Consider the following 22,235-nt stretch of genomic DNA (forward strand, 5'->3'; position numbering starts at 1 on the left):
GCTCTTCTCTTTATCAGAATGATAAGGAAAAACCTATTAAAAAATGCTATAATAAAAGGTGCTGATTTTTACAGTAGAAAAATAAGAAGAGAGGAATTCATGAACGATTTAATCAATTTAGATCCTGACTTTTGGCGGTCCATCTTTGATTCCCCTTGGGCTGTTGTTGTCAATATCCTAGATATTTTAATCGTTGCCTATCTCATCTATAAGTTTATCAATGCTCTGGCCGGAACGAAAATTATGTCACTCGTTCAAGGCGTTGTCCTCTTTGTTCTTTTGCGTTTTTTAGCGCAGATTATCGGTCTGACGATGGTTACTTACCTGATGAATCAGATTATCACTTATGGAGTTATTGCAGCGGTTGTTATCTTTGCACCGGAAATTCGGACGGGGTTGGAGAAGTTTGGACGAACACCTCAGGCTTTTATTCAAACGAATAATATGACGGAAGATGAGCGCTTAGTTGATGCTCTGATGAAGGCTGTAGCCTATATGAGTCCGCGAAAAATTGGGGCTTTAATTGCGATCGAAGGGACACAGACCTTGCAGGAATATATTGCAACTGGTATTGTTCTGGATGCTAATGTGACCAGTCAACTGCTGATTAATATTTTCATCCCTAATACACCGCTGCACGATGGTGCTGTTATTATTCAAGGAAATAAGATTGCGACAGCTTGTTCTTACTTGCCTCTCTCTGAATCTGGTAATATTTCTAAAGAATTTGGAACCCGCCACCGGGCTGCCATTGGTTTGTCGGAAAACTCCGATTCGTTAACTCTGGTTGTTTCTGAAGAAACAGGTGGTCTATCGGTGACCTATAAGGGAGAATTCCTTCACGATTTAAGTCGGGATGATTTAGAAGATTTTTTGCGGGATAAACTGATCAAGGCTGAGCCTAAAAAAACAAATCTCCTAGACCAGTTAAGAGGAGGTCGTCGCCATGAAAAATAAGAGATTGCGCTGGCATCAAAGGCGCCGATTAATCCGACAGGTTGGTACTGGAATATTCTCTCTATTTTTAGCTATTCTAATCTTTATGACTGTAGTCAGTGGCGATGGTATCAACAAGGGAAATTCGAGCGGAGTTAATTCGTCTAATTTTAGTGATACTGTTGAAAATGTTCCTATCAACTTTAAGTATGACAGCAATGAGTACTACATTTCTGGCTATGCTTCAACAGTCACGGTGACGTTGAGTTCATCTAATCGAGTTAATCTGACAACAGAAACTAATAAGTCAACTCGCAATTTTCAGGTAACTGCAGATTTGACTAATCTAAAAGAAGGGACGTCCAAGGTACAACTGGATGTTCATAACTTGCCGGCTGGTATGACGGCTAAGATTTCGCCGAATACTGCGACAGTTACCATTGGTAAAAAGGAAAGTAAGACTTTTGCGGTCAAAACAGAAATTTCTGATGATCAGGTAGCCAAGGGCTATGCAGTAAGATCAACAAATTTAGACATTGATGAGGCTAAGGTGACTAGTAATGAAGCAACAATTGCTCAGATTGACCATATCAGAGCAACTCTGCCTGATGATGAGCCAGCTTTGACTGAGGATTATGACGGTAAGGTCAACCTACAAGCGGTTGATAGTAATGGCAATGTTTTAGGGGCTACAATTTCGCCAGAGACAGCTGACCTCTCTGTGGAGGTTGTTCTTCTGACAAAGAAGGTTCCCAATGTTCATTAAAGTCAAATTTTCAGGAATATGAGTAATGCCTTATCTAATATCAGTTATTCCCTTGATCGCTCGATGGTTCTGGTGCATGGCAATCCAGTCAGTCTTAATAATATTAGTGAACTAACGGCTGTTTGGGGGATTTCTAATGTGACCGAAACTACAAAAAAGATCAAATTATCGGCGAATGGTGCAACAGTTGATCCACCTGAGATTGATGTCAAGTTGATCACCACAAAGAACTAAGAAAAATTGCAAGATTAGGAATGGAGGAAAGTGCTTAGCACTAACATCTTATGGGAAAATATTTTGGAACGGACGGAGTCCGTGGAGAAGCAAATATTGACTTGACACCAGAATTGGCTTTTAAACTGGGTCGTTTTGGCGGTTATGTCCTCAGTCAGCATGAAACCGATCGTCCGAGTGTTTTTGTAGCTCGTGATACCCGAATTTCAGGAGAAATGCTAGAATCTGCCTTGATTGCTGGTCTGCTATCAGTTGGAATCGAAGTCTATAAGTTAGGTGTCCTAGCAACTCCAGGTGTTTCTTATTTGGTAAGGACGGAAAAAGCCAGTGCTGGTGTCATGATTTCAGCCAGCCATAATCCTGCTCAGGATAATGGTATCAAGTTTTTTGGCGGTGATGGTTTTAAGCTGGACGATGACCGAGAAGCTGAAATTGAAGAACTGCTAGACGCTCCAGAAGATAAGCTTCCTCGTCCCTCGGCCCAGGGGCTGGGGACTCTGGTTGATTATCCAGAAGGTCTGCGTAAGTATGAAAAATTCTTGGTTGATTCAGGCACAGATTTAGAAGGTATGAAGATTGTCCTTGATACAGCAAATGGTGCGGCTTCAGTTTCTGCCCGTGATGTCTTCCTAGATTTAAATGCTGATATTACGGTTATAGGAGAAAATCCAGATGGTCTCAATATTAATGATGGTGTCGGTTCAACCCATCCCGAGCAGCTGCAGAAAGCTGTTAAAGAAGCAGGGGCAGAAATCGGTCTGGCCTTTGATGGCGATAGCGATCGTTTGATTGCTGTTGATGAAAACGGTCAGATTGTCGATGGTGACCGGATTATGTTTATCATTGGGAAGCACCTGTCGGAACAAGGTAAATTGGCTCAGAATACTATCGTGACTACCGTTATGTCCAATCTTGGTTTCCACAAGGCTCTTGATACGCAAGGAATTAACAAAGTTGTCACAGCTGTTGGTGACCGCTATGTGGTTGAAGAAATGCGGAAGAATGGCTATAATCTCGGCGGTGAGCAGTCTGGTCATGTTATTATCATGGATTATAATACGACTGGAGATGGTCAGCTGACGGCTATCCAGCTGACCAAGGTGCTCAAAGAAACTGGTAAGACCTTATCGGAGTTAGCAGCCCAAGTGACCATTTATCCGCAAAAATTAGTCAATATCCGTGTAGAAAATGGTATGAAAGATAGAGCTATGGATGTGCCGGTCATTGCTAACGTTATCGAAAAAATGGAAGCCGAGATGGCAGGCAACGGTCGTATCTTAGTTCGTCCCAGTGGTACTGAACCGCTTTTGCGGGTTATGGCAGAAGCACCGACCACCGAGGAAGTCGATTATTATGTTGATACCATTGTTAAGGTTGTTCAAGATGAGATTGGCTTAGACTGAAGTGAAGGAAATTAAAAGCTAATTAAGACAGTAGGCTTGGCCGTTAAGGTCAGGTCTTTTATATTAAATATACTAGGGTGAATTTTAAGCAAGCTGGAGTTGGAAAATCGTACGCTTGGATAAATTTTTGGCAGTCTGTAGTATTGGCAGTCGCAGTCAGGTCAAGAATTTTTTAAAGAAGCTGGTTCAGATTAACAGAAGATTGAAAGGTTTCACCCAAACGACAGATTGATGAATAGGGATATTAGGTCATTTTGCAGAAGAAGTCCTCAAACATGAGACCATTGTTTGCTACCTACTCAATAAAGGTGAGGATTAAACCATTATGCCTGTCCACTCTCTTATTCAGAAATTGAGGAGAAGTCAATACTGAATCATTCTCGAATTACTGAGTGAGACAGCTAGGCAAAAACAAGTTTTTCTTGTTGAGCACTTGGAATATAGATACGACTGGTCTTTTGCTCTTGAACAATAATGGCCCACTAGCCCATGCTTTGCTATCACCTCAACACCCTGTTGGTTTTATCAAATCTGAGGGACTGATGATGACCGAAGATGTAGAAGTTTTTTCCAAAGAATTGAGTTGAAAGGCTTGGTCTGTCAGTCAGCAACATTGCAGATCTTAGAAATCGACCAGACTGGTCAAACTAGCTTGGTGCCAATTCGGATTGCAGAAGGGAAGTTTCACCAGATTAAACGCATGGTAGCCAGTCGAGGTAAAAAAGTAGTGGAAATCAAACGATTGAGCACAGATTCCTTGTGTCTACCAAGGGATTTAGCTTAAGGTCATTATCACCGCTTATAATAGACTAGAACTTGGCTGATTTATCTGGCTTTCAAGTTGATTTGTAGGCCTAATCATGGTAAGATAGGTTAGAAAAATGCAATAAAGAGGTAGAAAATATGGCTTTTGGAGATAATGGCCCACGTAAGAAAACAGGATTTGAACACCTAACGCGCTTTGTTATGCTGATTATGATCATTGTAACGGTAGCTGCTATTGTTTTGGGAGCGCTGGCTGCTATTTTCTAATGTAAAGGCTGGGACAGAGGTGTTCTGGCCTTAAATTTTGTATGGGGTCAATAGGGGTAGAGATATAGGATAGTGATGAGATTCTCTATGCTTTGCTGAAAAGTCGAACATAGCGTTAGTTTAATGAGCCAGTAAAGTTAATCCGATAGATTAAGGTTGAACATGGAAAGAGTAAAAGGGCGGATTCAGCTCTTTTTCGCTGAGTGATACTCAAATAGCCTGCTCGGATGACGTACTGCTAGAGATTATGGAGAGCAGAGTCGGCTATCTGTCTTACTCCTTTTTTAGAATTTACAAGATAGGAACTAGTTTGAATGAGTATGTTTTTGGATACAGCTAAGGTCAGTGTCAAAGCTGGTCGTGGCGGTGATGGTATGGTGGCCTTTCGCCGTGAGAAATATGTCCCTAATGGTGGACCATGGGGCGGTGATGGCGGCAAGGGTGGCTCAGTCATCTTCAAGGTCGATGAGGGCTTGCGCACTCTGATGGATTTTCGTTATAACCGTAAGTTTAAGGCTAAAAATGGCGAAAAGGGAATGACTAAGGGCATGCACGGACGTGGTGCCGAAGACTTGATTGTCGCTATTCCACCCGGTACAACGGTACGAGCTGCTGAAACTGGCAAGATTCTAACTGATTTAGTTGAGAATGGTCAAGAATTCGTGGTCGCTAAAGGTGGTCGCGGTGGCCGTGGAAATATTCGCTTTGCAACACCACGCAATCCGGCACCGGAAATCTCTGAAAATGGGGAACCAGGCGAAGAACGTGAGTTGCAGTTAGAGCTGAAGATTTTAGCAGATGTAGGACTGGTTGGCTTCCCGTCAGTCGGGAAATCGACCTTGCTTAGTGTCGTAACCGCAGCTAAGCCCAAAATAGGAGCCTACCATTTTACAACGATTGTGCCTAATCTTGGGATGGTACGTACCAAATCGGGTGAGAGCTTTGCTATGGCGGATTTACCTGGTCTTATTGAGGGGGCCAGTCAAGGTGTTGGACTTGGAACTCAGTTTCTCCGCCACATTGAGCGTACCCGCGTGATCCTGCATGTGATTGATATGTCTGCTTCTGAAGGACGTGACCCTTATGAAGATTACCTTTCTATCAACAATGAATTGGAAACCTATAATCTCCGTCTCATGGAGCGTCCGCAGATTATTGTAGCGAACAAGATGGATATGCCTGAGGCGCAGGACAATCTCAAGATTTTTAAGGAAAAACTCGCCGCTAACTATGATGAATTTGAAGACCTACCGATGATCTTCCCAATCTCAAGCTTGGCGCATCAAGGCTTGGAAAATTTATTAGAAGCGACGGCAGAGCTACTCGATCAAACGGATGAGTTCTTACTCTACAGCGAAGAAGATATGGAACAAGAGGAAGCTTACTATGGCTTTGAATCTGACGAACAGCCATTTGAAATTTCGCGTGACGATGATGCGACTTGGGTCTTGTCTGGGGCTAAACTGGAAAAGCTCTTTGTCATGACCAATTTAGAGCGTGACGAATCTCTTATGAAATTCGCTCGCCAGCTGCGCGGTATGGGGGTTGACCAAGCTCTGCGTGAGCGCGGTGCTAAAGATGGTGACCTCGTTCGTATTGGAAATTTTGAATTTGAATTTGTGGATTAACTTCTTTAGCGATCTTACTAGCTTGAAAAGCGAATTGTTTTTCTTACGCTGTAGCCTTTTAGATAGAGGGTGCTGTGAAGGCCGTGTATTAAGCAGGCCGCTTCAGTCTGGTTATTTACTAATTTAAATTCTAACACGTGAGGTATTTTTATGGGAGATAAACCAATATCATTTAAAGACAAGGATGGCAATTTTGTTTCCGCAGCTGATGTCTGGAATGCTGAAAAGTTAGAAGAATTATTTAACAAGCTTAACCCTAACCGTAAGCTGCGCTTAGAGCGAGAGAAAAAGGAAGCGGATCGGGCTGCTAAAAATAAAGGAGATGGAGAGTAGGGCAAAAACTCGTCCAGTATTCCTCTTTTGAAATAAACTCTTGGAGCAGTGTTGGAAGTAAGGCTTGTTGCTAGGCCAAGAAGTCTTACCCCTGCAATTTATTAGGTACTTTAGCACCAATGAGCCACTGCTGGCTGGTTTTCCTTTTGGAGCTTTTTGAAAGAGTTGGGAAGCAAAGGTTTTCATTTTAGCAATTCTTTATGACCAACTCTCATTCTACAAGCTATAGAATGTAAAACGAACAATGATGAATTTCACATGATTAAAATTCTAACATTGTTCGTTTTTTGATTAGTGGCTGAACTTTTGTCGCAGTTCTTCATTATTTTTGCCGGCTAAGTTTATCGTTGGTTAGTTGATAAGTCGTCTGGGTTACTTGCTCAATAAAAGTGCGGTCATGCGAGATGCTGATGATAGCACTGGGATAGTCTGCAAGAAGTCGTCTGATTTCTGGTTGGGAAGTAGGAGAGAAGTGTCGGGTCGGTTCATCAAGGAGCAGGACGTTATTGCGTTCAAAGACCATTTTTGCCAAGAAAAGCTTGGCTTTTTGTCCGCCTGATAACTCACTGATAGGATGGAGAATTTCCTTGCGATTGAATTTGAGACTGGCTAGTAGTGTGCGTGCTTCCTCTTCACGGCCGGTTTGACTGAGGAAGTTTAGGGCTGTCTGGTTTTGGTCAATTGTTTCTGTGTATTCTTGGGGGAGATAGCCAACAGAAATGCCGGTCTTAGCTGCCAAATCCTGATAGATTTTTCGGATGAGCATGGTCTTGCCAATTCCATTGCGACCGATGAGGGCAATTTTCTCTTGGCCTTTGATGGTTAGGTCAATGACTTGGCCTGTGATTAGCTTTTCTGCGTGATAGGATAGAAGTACTTTCTGAGTTGGCAAAGGTTCAATATCTGCAAAGAAGAGAGCAATTGTATCGGGGTTGTCAGGTAATTCAGTGAAGTTTTCTGCTTCTCGGTTAAAACGTTTTTCCCGTGATAGCAGGTTTTTCATTTTTTTAGAAAGCAGGCGTCCTTGAACGTCATTCTTTGTGACTGTTAGGTCGTGTCGTACTGCAGATTTGGCACGATTGAGTTTTTCTAAGCGTTCTTGTTGCTTCTCGCGCTCTTTCCGTGCTGTTTTTTCCTGCCTTATCCGTGCTTTCTGACGGTTGTTTTTGTAAGTCTTGTAATCAATAGCAGAGCTGGTCGATTGAGCTTGACTTCCCTTTTTGATTTGCTCCAAGTGAATGATATGGGTCGCAACCTTGCTGAGCAATTGTTCATCATGGGAGATAAAAAGAATCGTCAAGGGGCTTTGGGCGATAAAATGTTCCAACCAAGTAAAGGTTTCTATATCTAAATCGCTAGACGGTTCATCGAGCAAAAGCAGGTCGGGTTGATGGGCTAGAATTTTTAAGAGCTGGAGTTTGATTTTTTCACCACCTGAAAGTTGTCCGACCGTCTGTTTGTCGTCCTCAAAACGCTGACGGTCAAAGTGCAGGGTTGCCGCGAATTGATAAAGCAGGTGGAAGTCGAATAAGTCATAGTTTATGTCTTTGTAGAGGTAGTCCCTAATAGATAATTGATTGTCTTCCTGAGGTAAGGTTTGAGGCAAGTAGCCCATGGCACAGAAGTGATTGACGATCTGTCCTGATACGTTGGCATAATTTGCAATGAGCTCAGGCGAATAGATGTATTGGAGCAGAGTTGATTTGCCAGTGCCTTCTTCCCCGATAATTGCCACCTTGTCACCGGCATTGATGGTCATCGTTAATTTTTCAATCAGAGTATGCCAATCTTTCTCTTGGATAATGGTTAAATTTTGTATTTGTAGCATAAAAACCTCCGTACAGGGATTAAAAAAACAAGTCCTACCTTATCCAGTAGAACTTGTTTGGTTGCACAAAAAGGCCAGAAACTAGTCAAGTATCGGAATCAGTGCACACAAAAAATTTTCTTCTGGTTTAAGGATACTATCACTTTGGTGATTTCAATTCTAAACGAAAGGTCATCAAGCAATGACCGTAAAGAATTGAAATCAAATGAGAAGAAAATTAATTGTTCAATGCACCTTTACCTCCATTTATTCGTTTTTATTATAACATAAAGTTTTGGTAGGACAAGGAGTAGAAAAAGATTATTAATTGTGGAAATACGAAAAACACCTTGACATCGTCAGGGTGTTTTTCGGCTCTATAATATCTGTAATTCCTTTGTTTCTAGGCATTCAACACCTTGTCTAAAAATTCTTTAAGACGGGGATGCTGAGGATTATCAAAGATTTGCTCTGGGGAACCGTCTTCGAGGAACTGACCGCCATCGGTAAAGATAACTCGGTTGGCTACCTTGCGGGCAAAGCCCATTTCGTGGGTAACAATCAGCATGGTCATACCTTGTTCGGCTAGGTCTCGCATAACGTTGAGAACATCGCCGACCATTTCTGGATCCAAGGCTGAGGTTGGTTCGTCAAAAAGCATGATATCAGGGTTCATAGCGAGGCTACGTGCGATCGCCACCCGTTGTTTTTGTCCTCCTGAGAGGCTTTCGGGGCTGACATCACGCTTGTCGGAGAGACCTACCTTTGCCAACAGATCCATTCCAACTTTTTCAGCCTCTTCTTTGGAATACTTGCCTAATTCAATTGGAGCGAAGGTGATATTGTCTAAAACTGACATGTGGGGGAAGAGGTTAAAGTGTTGGAAAACCATTCCGATATTTTCCCGAACCTTATCGACATTGGTCTTCGGATCGGACAGTTCATAACCATCAACAAAAACTCGACCGCTGGTAATGCTTTCCAAGAGGTTGAGTGTCCTCAGGAAGGTTGATTTTCCCGAACCAGAAGGACCGATGATACAAACGACATCGCCCTCATTAAATTGGGCATTGATGCCCTTCAAGACTTCATTGTCCCCATAAGATTTATGAAGGTCTTGCACATCAATTTTCAAGTCTGCCATTATTTCAGCTTCCTTTCTAATCGTTTTGCCAAGCGGGTCAAGAGAGTAATGATGACCAGATAGATGATCGCGAGAATCGCGTACATTCGGAAGGACTGGTAGTTGCGGGCAATGATAATCTTACCAGTTTGGAAGAGTTCAACCAGACCGATTGCTGAGACGATAGTTGTATCTTTCAGCGAGATAACGAATTGGTTAATGAAATTTGGTAACATCACACGGACAGCTTGTGGTAGGATAACCTTACGCATGGTTGTGCGGTAAGAAATACCTAAGCTTCGGCTGGCTTCCATTTGTCCTTTCGGCACGGCCTCGATACCGCCGCGAACGATTTCTGCGATATAGGCCGCAGCATTGAGGGAAAGGGCGATGGTAGCGGCCACGAAATCGTTGATAGGTGATTGATGGCCAGTGATGGATTCAATCAGGTTTGGAATCCCCCAGTAGATGAAAGCTGCTACAATCATCAGCGGGATACCGCGCACCACATCGACGAAGATGCGAGAGATAGTCTGCAGGGTCTTGTTAGGAGCGACAGCCATCATACCGAAGATAATGCCGATAACCATGGCAATAGCGAAGGAGAGGAGGGTCAGGGTAACTGTGATTCCAAGACCTTGCAAGAGTTGCTTGTAATTGTTTTGGATGAGGCCGATAATGGTAGTTTCATCAGCGGTTTTCTTCTTACTTTCTTTGTCGCTGGCCAGATATTTATTGACAATCTTATCGTATTTGCCTGATTTAACGAGAGAAGCTAGGCCGTTGTTGAACATTTGAATGAGTTCAGGATTAGCCCCCTTCTTAACCGCGAAGCCAATGTCACCAGACTTTTCGCCCTTGATTGGGGTCTTGAATTTGCGGCCTTGCTTGATAGCATATTTGAGGACAGCTTCATCGTCCATCATAGCATCAACGGATCCATTTTGCAGGCTATCATAAAGAGTTGAGCCATCATCGTAGGCACGCACACTATAACCATACTGATTTGCATGCTGGGTCAACCAGTCGTAAGAAGCTGTTCCCTTCTTGGCACCGACAGTCTTTCCTTTGAGGTCAGCATATTTTTTTACGTTTGAATTGGCTGGAACCGCGATGATCGTATTAGCGGAGTAGTAAGCATCTGAGAAATCAAAGGTGTTCTTACGTTCATCTGTAATGGTCATGCCGGCGATAACGGCATCAGCCTGACTGGATTGAACGGCATTAAGGGCAGCGTCAAAACCAGGGAACTGCAATTTGACTTTAAAACCTTGTTGCTTAGCAATGGCTTTGATTAATTCAACATCAATACCGGTATAGCCACCAGAACCATTTTGGTATTCGAATGGAGCAAATGAAGAGTCCAAAACAATAGTATAGCTCTCCTTGACTGGTGTTGCTTTCTTGCTGGCGTCACCCGTTAAATGCAGACTAGCTGACGGTGTTTTAGAGTTTTCATTGACGGAATCTCCCAGCCATTTTTTCATGATCTTATCATAGGTTCCGTCTTTCTTCATAGCTGCCAGAGCTTTGTTGAAGTCCTTGATGAGGTACTCTTTTTTACTGCCTTTTTTGACGCCAAAGGCAAAGCTACCAACAGATTCACCATCCATATTCATATCGTACGGCTTACCTTGCTGGATAGCGTATTGAACCACAGGCTTATCATCCATAGCCGCATCAACAGCCCCTTGATCCAAGCTGTTATTCATCAGGTCGCTAGTATCGAAAGTTTTAACCGTATAGCCATATTGATCAGCATGTCGGTCCAACCAGTCTTGGGCAGCGGTACCATTTTTAACCCCAACAGTTTTGCCTTTTAATTGGTCGTAGCTGGTAATGCTAGTTGTTCCTGACTTGGTGTAAACAACGATTGAAGTATCATAGTAGGTGTCAGAAAATTTGAAGACCTTTTTGCGGGCCTCGGTCACGGTTGTCCCAGCCATAAGGCCGTCAGCCTGACCAGATTGAACGGCATTGACAGCAGCATCAAAGCCGGGATAGGTTTGTTTATAGTCCCAACCTGAACGTTTGGCGACTTCCTTAATGATGTCAACATCAATCCCTTTATAGGTTTGATCACTATCCTTAAATTCAAAGGGAGCGTAAGCTGTATCGGAAACGATGGAAATCTTTTCAGCAGCCTGAGCCCTTCCTGTAAAAATAAGAAGAGCGGACAAGACACTTAACATAAGCGCCAGAAGTTTTTTCTTCATGTTTGTCTCCTTATGGTAAATTTCCTCTCTATTTTACCAGAAAATAAGGCCTCAGGCAAATTTTTATTGATTTTATGTCAGAAAACCTAACACGTGATTTGGGTAAATTTTTTTAAGAGGTCCATAAACTGTGTTAAAATAGTAGTTAAAACAGGAGTAGAAAAGAAGACCATTATGATAGATAGAACAGATCAAAATACCTTTAAACTAGTATCAAAATACCAACCATCTGGCGACCAACCGCAAGCCATTGAGCAGCTGGTAGATAATATCGAGGGAGGCGAGAAGGCGCAGATTTTGCTGGGGGCGACAGGGACAGGTAAGACTTATACCATGAGCCAAGTCATCAGCAAGATCAATAAGCCGACCTTGGTCATCGCCCATAACAAGACCTTAGCAGGTCAGCTCTATGGAGAATTTAAGGAGTTTTTCCCTGATAATGCTGTCGAGTACTTTGTCTCTTACTATGATTATTATCAGCCAGAAGCCTATGTCCCCTCGTCCGATACCTATATCGAGAAGGATAGCTCGGTCAATGACGAAATTGATAAGCTCCGCCACTCAGCGACTTCAGCTCTATTAGAGCGCAACGATGTTATCGTTGTAGCCTCTGTCAGCTGTATCTACGGTTTGGGTTCGCCTAAGGAATATGCTGACAGTGTAGTCAGTCTACGGCCAGGTCAAGAAATCTCCCGCGATCAGCTTCTGAACGATTTGGTTGATATTCAATTTGAACGCAATGACATTGATTTCCAACGGGGGCGCTTCCGAGTTCGGGGCGATGTGGTTGAGGTCTTCCCAGCCAGCCGTGACCAGCATGCCTTTCGGATTGAATTTTTTGGAGATGAGATCGACCGCATCCGTGAGATTGATGCTTTAACAGGTCATAACCTTGGTGAAGTAGACCATCTGGCAATCTTCCCAGCTACTCACTTTATGACCAATGAAGAACACATGGAGACTGCTATCCGGAAAATCCAAGCCGAACTGGAGCAGCAGTTGCAGCTCTTTGAATCCGAAGGCAAGCTTCTGGAAGCTCAGCGTCTCAAACAGCGTACGGACTATGATATTGAGATGCTCCGTGAGATGGGTTACACCAATGGTGTCGAAAACTATTCCCGTCACATGGATGGGCGCAGTGAAGGGGAGCCGCCTTATACCTTGCTGGATTTCTTCCCAGAGGATTTCCTCATTATGATTGATGAAAGCCACATGACAATGGGACAGATCAAGGGTATGTACAATGGAGACCGCTCCCGCAAGGAGATGCTAGTTAATTATGGTTTCCGCCTGCCTAGTGCATTGGACAATCGTCCCCTACGTCGTGAGGAGTTTGAAAGCCATGTCCACCAGATTGTCTACGTGTCTGCCACGCCAGGTGACTATGAGATGGAACAGACTGACACAGTGATTGAGCAGATTATTCGCCCGACTGGTTTGCTTGATCCAGAAGTTGAAGTGCGGCCTACCATGGGGCAGATGGATGATTTGTTAGGTGAAATCAATGACCGTGTAGAAAAGGGTGAGCGTACTTTTATTACAACCCTGACTAAGAAAATGGCAGAGGACCTGACCGACTATCTCAAAGAGATGGGGGTTAAGGTTAAGTATATGCACAGCGACATTAAGACTCTGGAGCGAACGGAGATTATCCGCGACCTGCGTCTGGGCGTTTTTGATGTTCTCATTGGGATCAATCTCCTGCGTGAAGGGATCGATGTGCCTGAGGTCAGTTTGATTGCCATTTTGGACGCTGACAAAGAAGGATTCTTGCGCAATGAACGCGGCCTCATCCAGACCATTGGTCGTGCTGCTCGTAATAGCGAGGGTCACGTTATCATGTATGCCGATACGGTGACAGAGTCTATGCAGAAGGCTATGGATGAAACCGCTCGTCGTCGGCAAATTCAAATGGCTTATAATGAAGAGCACGGTATCGTTCCGCAAACGATCAAAAAAGAAATTCGGGATCTTATTGCTATTACTAAGACCAATGAGGAAACACAAGTGGCAGAGGAGATGGATGTATCGACCATGTCCAAGAAAGAACGTCAAGAAACCATCAAGAAGCTCCAAAAAGAGATGCAAGAAGCTGCCGAGCTGCTTGACTTTGAACTGGCCGCTCAGATCCGTGATATGGTGCTGGAACTAAAGGCGATGGATTAGTTGTTCAAGAAATAAAGTAGAAAGAGGACTGCTATGCAAGAGCCTGTTACAAAGCATAAATACTTATTTCAAGGGATTTTTGCCATTGCTGTTTGGTTTATTTTATTTGGCTTAACGGTTAATCTTGGTGTGTCTCATGATCTTCTCAGTCGTTATACGGATGAAAAGGGAGTGATTATCGGTGGTGTGCTGCTTAATTGTGTAGGGCTGGCAGTTCTTGCTTTTAGTCACCGCCAATGGACTGAATCTCTCATAGCGGTCAGGCAAAAGAAAACATACCTGCTTTATCTCATCTTACTGCTGGCTGCTGGGAGTGTGCTGCTGCATTATCACTGGACGGGACTGCCGGCGGTCTACTATTTACTTTTTACGACAGTATCTGTAGTTTGGCAGGATTACCTTACTTTTGGTCTTTTGCAAAATTATTTGCGACAGCGCTTCTCTTTTAAACAAGTTTTAATCCTATTGCCAGCACTGTTTATTTTGGCGCATCTATTCTATGTTTCTCACTTTTGGCGTAACCTCTTTTTATTAGCTTTAACGGCATTGATGGCTCTGCTTTTTACTTATTTGAGAGAAAAAACGCAGACCTTGCACTGGCTGATTTTTCTTCATTTAATGTTTTATTTTGTGACAGCTTAGAATGTACTTCATGGTCAATACAAAAATGCTGTAAAATAGGGCAATTTCCAAAAATGCTACGGAAAGTAGCAGCAGTGTTAGTGAATGTTATCAAGGATTGCTCGTTTGTGGTGCTTCTTTTGATTAAACTTGGATTGTTCATCAGTAACCAATAATTTTTAGGGGAAGATGCATATAATATTTGAAACACGCTTGCGTGATTATCGTAAACAGTTAGTTAGGGTTATCGCAGGAAAAATTAGCAGAAGAACGCCATATCTTTATGCTGACCCCCTCCCAGATCTGATGGCGGTTTTAGAAAATAGCGATGATGCTATTGACATGTATCTACATTACCTACCTGAGAAGATTTAAGATTGGCGGGAGAAAATTAAGCGTAGTGACTTAGCTGTTGAAGGGACTAAAATTACCAGATCTCCACTTAAATGAAATACAAGAAGCCGCCGAGCTGCTTGACTTGGAATTGGCCGCCCAGATCCGTGATATGGTGCTGGAACTAAAGGCGATGGCTTAGAAATGAGAAGGGGTTACTCTGTTGGTTGCCCTCTCTAAAAAGGTAAAAAACAGAGCTACTGCCTGAAGCTAGCTCTGTTTTTTCTGACAAATAAAACCGATATAGGATGGGGTATCTTTAATGGTAATTTTGGTAAAACCTTGTTGGTTTAGTAGAGCAACAAAGTCGTTTGGATCACTGTAGGCCGGTAAATGATAATTGATTTTGTCCTTTTCGCTGCTGATAAGGAGTTTCCCCTCCTTTCTTAAAACGCGTGCGCATTCTGCCAGACCTTTAGCGAGTTCATCCCAATAGATGTGGGTCTGTGTCGCCACAATGAGGTCAAAACATTGGTCTGGAAAAGGGAGTCTAGTGACATCGGCTAGACTGAGGTGAACTTGTCCTTTTTGGATGAGTTGCCGATTCACTTTGCTCGCTTGTTTATAGGCTTCTCTAGAAATGTCAATGCCATGAATTGTTGATTTTTCAGTCATTGAAGCTAGGTTTTGGATGTTAATGCCGCCGCCAAAGCCGATATCAAGAATTCTAGCGCTTTGTGGTATAGTCGTTAAATTCAGCGTCCAAAGGCTCAGTTTTTGAAAATAAGTTGACCAGATTTTAGTGAGGATACGCCCACCAAGGCCAGAAGGACTTTTGCTTTGTGCTATTAAATAATTGATAATAGTAGACATGATGGTTTCATTATACCCATTCTCCTAGCCGTGTCAATCGTAAACAGTTGGTAATCGTTGCAAGCAAGAATGGCTCTTGTTTTTGGGTAGGGAATGCAGGTATATTCATAAAACGTAAGAAGGGGAGAATTATAATAGATGAGAGCTCTTGAATAGTAAGCAAGTGCTAACGGTTAACTTAATGGCTGAAAACGATTTGAAAAATTAGAAAGTGACATCATAAGGTAGGTGTAAACAACTCTAGCCAGAGATAAGGCTTCCCTCAGCCGCCTTTCATTTTGCTTTTAGTCGTGATAGAATAATAGCTAATTTAAAGTAATACTCAATGAAAATTCAAAATAGACAAGGCAACGAACTGCAGACAGTAATGGCGTAAGGCAAACTGAGTTGACGAGGGCTATTTTGATTGTTGAAGAGTATGAAAAGGAAGTGTTCTCATGCCTCTTGGCGTTATTGTAAACAGTCTGTCCATTATCTTAGGCGGTCTTTTAGGCGGTTTATTTGGTCATCATTTGGATGATACCTTCAAAGAGAAGATGAATATGATTTTTGGGGTATGTTCCATGGGGATGGGGATTACCTCCATCACCAAAATGTCCTATATGCCTGCCGTTGTTTTTGCGGTTGTTTTGGGGACCATCGTTGGTCTCCTCCTTGATTTTGATCGTCTGCTTTTTAAGGGTGGATTTATCATGCAACGCTACATGTCTAAAGTTTTTCCCAAACAACCCGATATGCCTAGGAAGCAATTTCTCAATTCCCTCGTAACCGTCATCGTTCTCTTTTGTGCCAGCGGAACTGGTATCTATGGGAGTTTGGTCAACGGAATGACAGGAGATGCCTCCATCCTGATTTCTAAATCTATTCTGGATTTTTTCACAGCAGCAATCTTTGCTTGTAACTTAGGATATGTAGTGGCTGCTATCGCTCTGCCTCAGTTTGTTATTTTCACGGCTCTCTTTTATTTAGCCGGTATCATTGTTCCCCTAACAACACCAGCGATCATCGGTGATTTCACAGCATGCGGTGGTTTTCTGATGGTAGCAACAGGATTTCGGATTATTCAGGTCAAGATGTTCCCGACCGCTGACATGATCCCAGCCATGGTTTTAGTGATGCCTATCAGTTGGCTTTGGATAACCCTTGTTTTGCCTCTTTTGTAGAAAGGAAAGAATTTTTATGTCTCGTGCGTCTCAAGTTATTCTAACCAATATGTGCCTAATTGAAGATGGTAAGGGCAATATTGTTATGCAAATTCGTGACCCCAAACGCTATTCTTGGTCAGGAGCCGCCCTGCCTGGCGGTCATGTAGAAGGTAGGGAATCTTTCCACGATTCGGTAGTACGAGAAATTCGGGAAGAAACAGGTTTGACCGTGGAAAATCCTCGTCTGGTTGGTCTGAAGAATTGGCACACTGAGGAAGGCATTCGCTATATTGTTTTTCTCTATAAGGCTGAATCCTATTTCGGACATCTGCGTTCTTCTGATGAGGGAGAAGTTCGTTGGGTGAATCGTCAGGAACTGCCAGAGATGGATTTGGCTTATGATATGTTGGCCTTACTCAGAGTCTTTGATGAAACAGAACTGTCGGAATATTTTTATCACGATAAAATCGATGGCGAGTGGCAGAAGACGTTTTACTAGACCTGCGATTTTATGCAGAATTCCACTGTCTAATCCGTAGATTCATCTTGACAGATGTATTTTTATAAGCTAGAATAGTATAAAAATTAAGGACGATAGAACTTAAGCCCGCCCTTTTCAACAATGGAGAATTCTATGTCAATTAAAAAAATAGTTACAGTTGCCCTGCTGGCCTTAATGTCAGTCAGTCTGGTAGCTTGTTCGCATTCATCGAAATCGGCTCAGGAGGACACTTCTCTGTCGGATGTCCAGAAGCGAGGCACGCTAGTTGTCGCCACCAGTCCTGATTTTGCACCTTTTGAGTTTAAACGATTGGTCAACGGTAAGGATACAGTTGCTGGCGTTGATGTTGAGCTTTCTAGGGAAATTGCTAAGGAATTGGATGTCGATGTTCATTTTTTAACAGTGTCTTTCACGAATGTTTTGGGAAGTGTATCTATTGGTAAGGCTGATTACGGGATCTCGGGGATTTCTGTCACTGAGGAACGTAAAAAAGCTTTTGAATTTACCGAACCGTATTTTGAGTCTAAAAATGTTGTAATTATTCGCAAGGCTGATTTGGCTAAATATACTTCGGTTGACAGCTTTGCTGGAAAATCTGTTTCTGCGCAAAAGGGTACTATCCAAGAGGGAGTGCTAGCTGATCAAATTCCAAAGGCTTCGGCTGTCTCTCTTACTCAAAATAGCGAGGGTGTTAATGAGTTGAAGAGCGGTCAAATCGAGGGTATCGTCATGGAGAGCGCCATTGCTCAAGGGTATGTTTCCAGCAATGATGATCTTACTGTGGCAAATATTACTCTCAAAAAAGTTGATGGGTCTTCCTATGCCATTGCCCTGCCAAAGGGATCAATAGCTCTGCGAAACCGCATCAACGGTATCATCAAGAAACTGAAAAAGGAAGGTAAGATTGATGATTATGTTAAGAAGGCTAACCAAGAATCGGAAGCTGGAAAATAAAATCATTAGAAGCTGAGAATTTTCCAGCTTTTTTTCTATGTCAGACGAACGTCTGCTTTTCCAGAAAGCTAATTTACTTTGACAAGGTAACAAAGAGTTAACATTTTTTCATAAATGACTTGTAAGTATTGACATTCCTGCTAAAATTCGTTATTCTAATGGGGAACGTAAAAAGCGTTACATTATTCTTGAGGAGGTGAAATCCATGGCAAAAACAGTGGTACGTAAAAACGAATCACTTGACGACGCTCTTCGTCGTTTCAAGCGTTCAGTCACAAAAGCGGGAACTCTTCAAGAGGCTCGTAAACGTGAACACTATGAAAAACCTTCTGTAAAGCGGAAACGTAAGTCAGAAGCAGCTCGCAAACGTAAAAAATTCTAAGTGAGCTGAACAAACAGAAAAATCCTTAGTCGGCGTGGCTGAGGATTTTTGTTGTCTGAAAAAGTGCCGGCAGGCAGCCTGCGTTAGAGCCTGGTTAGTAGCCTCCAGTAAAGATATAAAAAAGCCTAGCTCATAGGAGCCAGACTTGGATTGTTTAGCTTATTTTTCTTTAGCCAAAAGATCGCGGATTTCAGTAAGCAATTCTTCTTGTGAAGGACCGGCAGCTTCTGCAGCTTCGTCTTCTTGCTTTTTGTTGAGAGCGATGGCCTTGTTGCCAGCTTTAACGATGAAGAAGAGGGTTGTTCCGACGATGAGGAAATTGAGAACGGCACTTAAGAAGCTTCCATACGTGATACCATTCCAAGTTAGTTTGGAGAGATTTTCAACACCAGCGGCCTTGACAACTGGATTTAAGATAAGTGGTGTGATGATATCACCAACTAATGAAGTTATGATGGCATTGAAAGCAGCCCCCATAACAACGGCTACAGCAAGATCAAGGACATTACCCTTGAACAAGAAGTCTTTTAATTCTTTAATCATTTTAAAAAATTGAATTCCTTTCAAAATTTAATACTTGCTCAGTATATCGAAAAGAGAACGGGTAAGTCAAGGGAATTGCCTAGAAACTTTGATTGTTATAAGTATTTAATTTCCTTGTTATATTAGGTGTCGTGCGATGGAACTTTTGATATTTTACAAGACTTAGGAAAACGTGTTATAATAAGGGGTAAAACTAAAATTATCTTTTTAGTAGGGAGGTAATGACATGGCCCTTGATAAATCAGTTATTTCTGAGATTAAGCATAACGTCAATATTGTTGATGTGATTGGTGAAGTGGTCAGTCTGACAAAGTCAGGTCGAAATTACTTGGGCCTTTGTCCCTTCCACCAAGAGAAAACCCCTTCTTTTAATGTTATTGAGGACAAGCAGTTCTTTCATTGTTTTGGCTGTGGCAAGTCAGGGGATGTCTTCAAATTTCTAGAAGAGTATCGCCAAATTACTTTCATGGAAAGTGTCAAGATTCTCTCTGAAAGAATTGGCATGGATTTAGCCATTGAACCATCGCATCAACAGACTAAGATCCGTCAGAACCCTCATCAGAAGCTCTTTGATATCAATCAGGATGCTAGCAAGTTTTATCAGGCCGTTTTGAAGACGACTAAGATCGGAGAAGCAGCTAAGCAATACCTTTATGATCGGGGGCTAGATGACCGGCTGATTGATTACTTCAATATCGGTCTGGCTCCTGATGAATCGAATTATCTCTATCAAAGTTTGTCCCCTCGTTACGATGAAGATACTATCCTCAATTCTGGCCTTTTCAATTTATCAGAAGCTGGTTCGATCTTTGATAGTTTTCGCAATCGGATTATCTTTCCACTGACGGATGAGAATGGGCATGTGATAGGCTTTTCGGGTCGGATTTGGACTCAGGCTGATCAAGATCGCAAAGAAGCTAAATATAAGAATACTAGAGCAACGACCCTCTTTAATAAATCCTATGAATTGTACCATCTGGATAAGGCTAAGCCGGTGATGACTAAGAGTCATGAAGTTTACCTGATGGAAGGATTCATGGATGTTATTGCTGCTTACCGAGCTGGTATTGAAAATGCGGTAGCCTCTATGGGTACAGCTCTGACACCTGAGCATGTCAGTCACCTGAAAAAATTCACCAAAAAGGTCATCTTGACCTATGATGGTGATAACGCTGGTCAAAATGCTATTGCCAAGTCGCTGGCCATTTTGCAGGATTTGACAGTTGAAATCGTTCGAATGCCCAATCAGATGGATCCTGATGAATTTATCAAGGCCAACTCGGCTCAAGAGCTAGCCAAACTCCTGAGTCAGTCGAGAATTTCCAGTACAGAGTTTTGGATTCAATACCTCAGACCGGAAAATGTTGATAATCTACAAGCGGAGATTGCCTATGTTGAGAGAATTGCTAAAATTATCGCTGGGGTAACTTCCATTACTGCTCAGAATACCTATATCAATATGGTGGCTGAGAGTTTGCCAGACTTTGATTATTTTCAGGTGGAGCAGTCGGTTAATAATGAACGGTTGAAATTGCGGGCTGGTGCAGGAGGCAATCAGCTTAATGAGCCTAGAACAAGTTCGGGTCCGCTTCTAACTGAGTTGCCAGTCAGTAAGACCTTGACAGCTATTCAGCGGGCTGAAAACCAGCTATTCTATCGTCTGCTTCAATACGATTATCTTCTCAATGAGTTTCGCAATCGAGACGATTTTGTTTTTGAAAGTCCGCAACTTGAAAGCCTTTATCAAATTTTATGTCAGAAGGGGGAAATTTCTGATTTAGATTTGGCTCAGATGGCGGATGATTTACGGCAGGCCTATTATAGTGTCCAAGAAGAAGAGTTGCCTAGGGAATTAGCTGATGGTGAGATAACTGGATTAGAACAGCGGATAGAAAAATACCGCCAAGAACAGGATTTACGCAAACGCAGTAAAATTATCCGTGACAGCAGTAATCACGGGGATGATGAAAGGGCCTTGTTAGAGTTTCAGGCTCTCGTCGCTCAAAAGAAAAATATGGAATAGAGGAAACTATGGCAAGTAAAAAAACAAATGCAACCTTTAATGTACAAGTTGCTGATTTTATTCGCAATCATAAGAAGGAAGGGACAGCTATTGATGACGAAGTCACTGAAAAATTGGTTATTCCTTTTGTTCTTGATGCTGACCAGATTGATGATTTGCTGGAGCGCTTGACTGATGGTGGTATTTCAATTACTGATAAAGATGGTAATCCATCTAGTAAGTACGTCATTGAAGCTCCTGAACCAGAAGAGCTGACGGATGAAGAGCTTATTGGCAGCAATTCTGCCAAAGTTAACGATCCCGTCCGCATGTATCTGAAGGAAATCGGGGTTGTGCCCCTCTTGACTAATGATGAAGAAAAAGAATTGGCCATTGCTGCTGCTGAAGGTGATTTGATGGCTAAACAGCGGCTGGCTGAAGCTAACTTGCGTTTGGTTGTTTCTATTGCTAAACGCTATGTTGGACGTGGAATGCAGTTCCTTGACTTAATTCAGGAAGGTAATATGGGACTGATGAAGGCTGTGGATAAATTTGACTATTCCAAAGGTTTCAAATTCTCAACCTATGCTACTTGGTGGATCCGTCAGGCCATCACTCGGGCCATCGCTGACCAAGCCAGAACTATTCGGATACCTGTTCACATGGTTGAAACCATCAATAAATTGGTCCGTGAACAGCGCAATCTCCTGCAAGAATTGGGACAAGACCCAACTCCGGAACAAATTGCAGAACGTATGGATATGACCCCTGATAAGGTTCGGGAAATCCTCAAGATTGCTCAAGAACCAGTTTCTCTGGAAACTCCTATTGGAGAAGAAGATGATAGCCATCTGGGAGATTTTATCGAAGATGAAGTTATTGAAAATCCCGTTGACTACACGACTCGGATTGTCCTGCGGGAGCAACTCAATGATGTTTTGGATACTTTGACCGACCGTGAAGAGAATGTGCTACGTTTGCGTTTTGGTCTTGATGATGGTAAGATGCGGACCCTAGAAGATGTTGGTAAAGTCTTTAACGTAACCCGTGAGCGAATTCGGCAAATTGAAGCTAAGGCTCTCCGAAAGCTTCGCCACCCAAGCCGCAGCAAGCAACTTAAAGACTTTATGGAGGATTAAAAACCTCTAGTGGAGGTTTTTAACTGCCGCCTAAAAATGGGGAGGCGACGCCTGTCCAGTGGGTGCTTTTGATGTCACCTAAAAATTAGAAAGTGAC

At 42.7% G+C, this 22,235-nt stretch carries 19 protein-coding genes and 3 pseudogenes; 17 read left to right on the forward strand and 5 right to left on the reverse strand.

Features of this window, described 5'->3' with window-relative positions; genetic code table 11:
• Positions 1–99 precede the first annotated feature (99 nt).
• The 7 genes and pseudogenes from cdaA (at position 100) to ACFSN5_RS03310 (ending at position 6,332) form a co-directional block, all read left to right on the forward strand.
• Positions 100–957: a diadenylate cyclase CdaA gene (cdaA, locus tag ACFSN5_RS03280; protein ID WP_165209530.1), complete on the forward strand. Its 858-nt coding sequence runs from the start codon at positions 100–102 to the stop codon at positions 955–957.
• Positions 947–1,936, forward strand: a pseudogene (locus ACFSN5_RS03285) (YbbR-like domain-containing protein). Before cdaA ends, ACFSN5_RS03285 begins: the two are co-directional and overlap by 11 nt.
• A 50-nt stretch (positions 1,937–1,986) precedes the next feature.
• Positions 1,987–3,339: a phosphoglucosamine mutase gene (gene glmM / locus ACFSN5_RS03290; protein WP_165209533.1), complete on the forward strand. Its 1,353-nt coding sequence runs from the start codon at positions 1,987–1,989 to the stop codon at positions 3,337–3,339.
• Between the two features lie 106 nt (positions 3,340–3,445).
• Positions 3,446–4,191, forward strand: a pseudogene (locus ACFSN5_RS03295) (pseudouridine synthase).
• Positions 4,192–4,242: 51 nt separating this feature from the next.
• Positions 4,243–4,371, forward strand: coding sequence for a DUF4044 domain-containing protein (locus tag ACFSN5_RS03300; protein WP_165209536.1), 129 nt, complete (start codon positions 4,243–4,245; stop codon positions 4,369–4,371).
• 314 nt (positions 4,372–4,685) lie between these two features.
• Positions 4,686–5,999 (forward strand): GTPase ObgE, encoded by a 1,314-nt coding sequence (gene obgE / locus ACFSN5_RS03305; RefSeq protein ID WP_165329152.1) that lies wholly within the window; start codon positions 4,686–4,688, stop codon positions 5,997–5,999.
• Positions 6,000–6,149: 150 nt separating this feature from the next.
• On the forward strand, positions 6,150–6,332 hold the full coding sequence (locus tag ACFSN5_RS03310; RefSeq protein WP_165329151.1) for a hypothetical protein: 183 nt from the start codon (positions 6,150–6,152) through the stop codon (positions 6,330–6,332).
• A 322-nt stretch (positions 6,333–6,654) separates the two neighbouring features.
• Here the strand turns inward: ACFSN5_RS03310 and ACFSN5_RS03315 are convergent, their stop codons facing one another.
• The 3 genes from ACFSN5_RS03315 to ACFSN5_RS03325 all read right to left on the reverse strand — a co-directional run bounded on the left by ACFSN5_RS03315 (position 6,655) and on the right by ACFSN5_RS03325 (position 11,478).
• Entirely contained in the window at positions 6,655–8,160 is a 1,506-nt protein-coding gene (locus ACFSN5_RS03315; RefSeq protein WP_165209545.1) for an ATP-binding cassette domain-containing protein, read from the reverse strand.
• 382 nt (positions 8,161–8,542) lie between these two features.
• Positions 8,543–9,283: an amino acid ABC transporter ATP-binding protein gene (locus tag ACFSN5_RS03320; RefSeq protein WP_165209548.1), complete on the reverse strand. Its 741-nt coding sequence runs from the start codon at positions 9,281–9,283 to the stop codon at positions 8,543–8,545.
• Positions 9,283–11,478 (reverse strand): ABC transporter substrate-binding protein/permease, encoded by a 2,196-nt coding sequence (locus ACFSN5_RS03325; RefSeq protein ID WP_165209551.1) that lies wholly within the window; start codon positions 11,476–11,478, stop codon positions 9,283–9,285. Before ACFSN5_RS03325 ends, ACFSN5_RS03320 begins: the two co-directional genes overlap by 1 nt.
• Positions 11,479–11,652: 174 nt before the next feature.
• Between ACFSN5_RS03325 and uvrB the strand changes: the two genes are divergently transcribed.
• From uvrB to ACFSN5_RS03345, 4 genes and pseudogenes are all read left to right on the forward strand, one after another.
• Positions 11,653–13,644, forward strand: a complete 1,992-nt coding sequence (gene uvrB / locus ACFSN5_RS03330; protein ID WP_165209554.1) for an excinuclease ABC subunit UvrB — start codon at positions 11,653–11,655, stop codon at positions 13,642–13,644.
• Positions 13,645–13,677: 33 nt separating this feature from the next.
• Positions 13,678–14,286: a CPBP family glutamic-type intramembrane protease gene (locus ACFSN5_RS03335; RefSeq protein ID WP_206221340.1), complete on the forward strand. Its 609-nt coding sequence runs from the start codon at positions 13,678–13,680 to the stop codon at positions 14,284–14,286.
• 168 nt (positions 14,287–14,454) lie between these two features.
• Positions 14,455–14,640 carry a hypothetical protein gene (locus ACFSN5_RS03340; protein WP_206221341.1) on the forward strand — a complete coding sequence of 62 codons (186 nt, stop codon included), beginning with the start codon at positions 14,455–14,457 and terminating at the stop codon, positions 14,638–14,640.
• Between the two features lie 73 nt (positions 14,641–14,713).
• Positions 14,714–14,800, forward strand: a pseudogene (locus tag ACFSN5_RS03345) (excinuclease ABC subunit B); the annotation flags it as partial.
• 68 nt (positions 14,801–14,868) lie between these two features.
• On the opposite strand, the gene ACFSN5_RS03350 reads toward ACFSN5_RS03345, so the two are convergent.
• The gene (locus ACFSN5_RS03350) at positions 14,869–15,471 is read right to left on the reverse strand and encodes a class I SAM-dependent methyltransferase (protein ID WP_165209557.1); all 603 of its coding nucleotides are present in this window, start codon (positions 15,469–15,471) and stop codon (positions 14,869–14,871) included.
• Positions 15,472–15,908: 437 nt separating this feature from the next.
• On the opposite strand from ACFSN5_RS03350, the gene ACFSN5_RS03355 reads away from it, so the two are divergent.
• The 4 genes from ACFSN5_RS03355 (at position 15,909) to rpsU (ending at position 18,454) form a co-directional block, all read left to right on the forward strand.
• The gene (locus ACFSN5_RS03355; RefSeq protein ID WP_165209560.1) at positions 15,909–16,634 is read left to right on the forward strand and encodes a DUF554 domain-containing protein; all 726 of its coding nucleotides are present in this window, start codon (positions 15,909–15,911) and stop codon (positions 16,632–16,634) included.
• A 16-nt stretch (positions 16,635–16,650) separates the two neighbouring features.
• Positions 16,651–17,115 carry an 8-oxo-dGTP diphosphatase gene (locus tag ACFSN5_RS03360; protein ID WP_165209563.1) on the forward strand — a complete coding sequence of 155 codons (465 nt, stop codon included), beginning with the start codon at positions 16,651–16,653 and terminating at the stop codon, positions 17,113–17,115.
• 135 nt (positions 17,116–17,250) lie between these two features.
• On the forward strand, positions 17,251–18,072 hold the full coding sequence (locus ACFSN5_RS03365; RefSeq protein ID WP_165209566.1) for a transporter substrate-binding domain-containing protein: 822 nt from the start codon (positions 17,251–17,253) through the stop codon (positions 18,070–18,072).
• Between the two features lie 205 nt (positions 18,073–18,277).
• A complete protein-coding gene (gene rpsU, locus ACFSN5_RS03370) occupies positions 18,278–18,454 on the forward strand; it encodes a 30S ribosomal protein S21 (protein ID WP_002963309.1) in 177 nt (58 codons plus the stop codon).
• Positions 18,455–18,613: 159 nt separating this feature from the next.
• Here rpsU and mscL read toward each other — a convergent pair whose 3' ends face one another.
• Entirely contained in the window at positions 18,614–18,997 is a 384-nt protein-coding gene (gene mscL / locus ACFSN5_RS03375) for a large conductance mechanosensitive channel protein MscL (RefSeq protein ID WP_040804486.1), read from the reverse strand.
• Positions 18,998–19,223: 226 nt separating this feature from the next.
• On the opposite strand from mscL, the gene dnaG reads away from it, so the two are divergent.
• On the forward strand, positions 19,224–21,020 hold the full coding sequence (dnaG, locus tag ACFSN5_RS03380; RefSeq protein ID WP_165329150.1) for a DNA primase: 1,797 nt from the start codon (positions 19,224–19,226) through the stop codon (positions 21,018–21,020).
• An 8-nt stretch (positions 21,021–21,028) separates the two neighbouring features.
• A complete protein-coding gene (rpoD, locus tag ACFSN5_RS03385) occupies positions 21,029–22,138 on the forward strand; it encodes an RNA polymerase sigma factor RpoD (RefSeq protein WP_004229816.1) in 1,110 nt (369 codons plus the stop codon).
• Positions 22,139–22,235: the final 97 nt, after the last annotated feature.

This window comes from Streptococcus tangpeifui, assembly GCF_044503215.1.
Taxonomy (GTDB): Bacteria; Bacillota; Bacilli; order Lactobacillales; family Streptococcaceae; genus Streptococcus; species Streptococcus tangpeifui.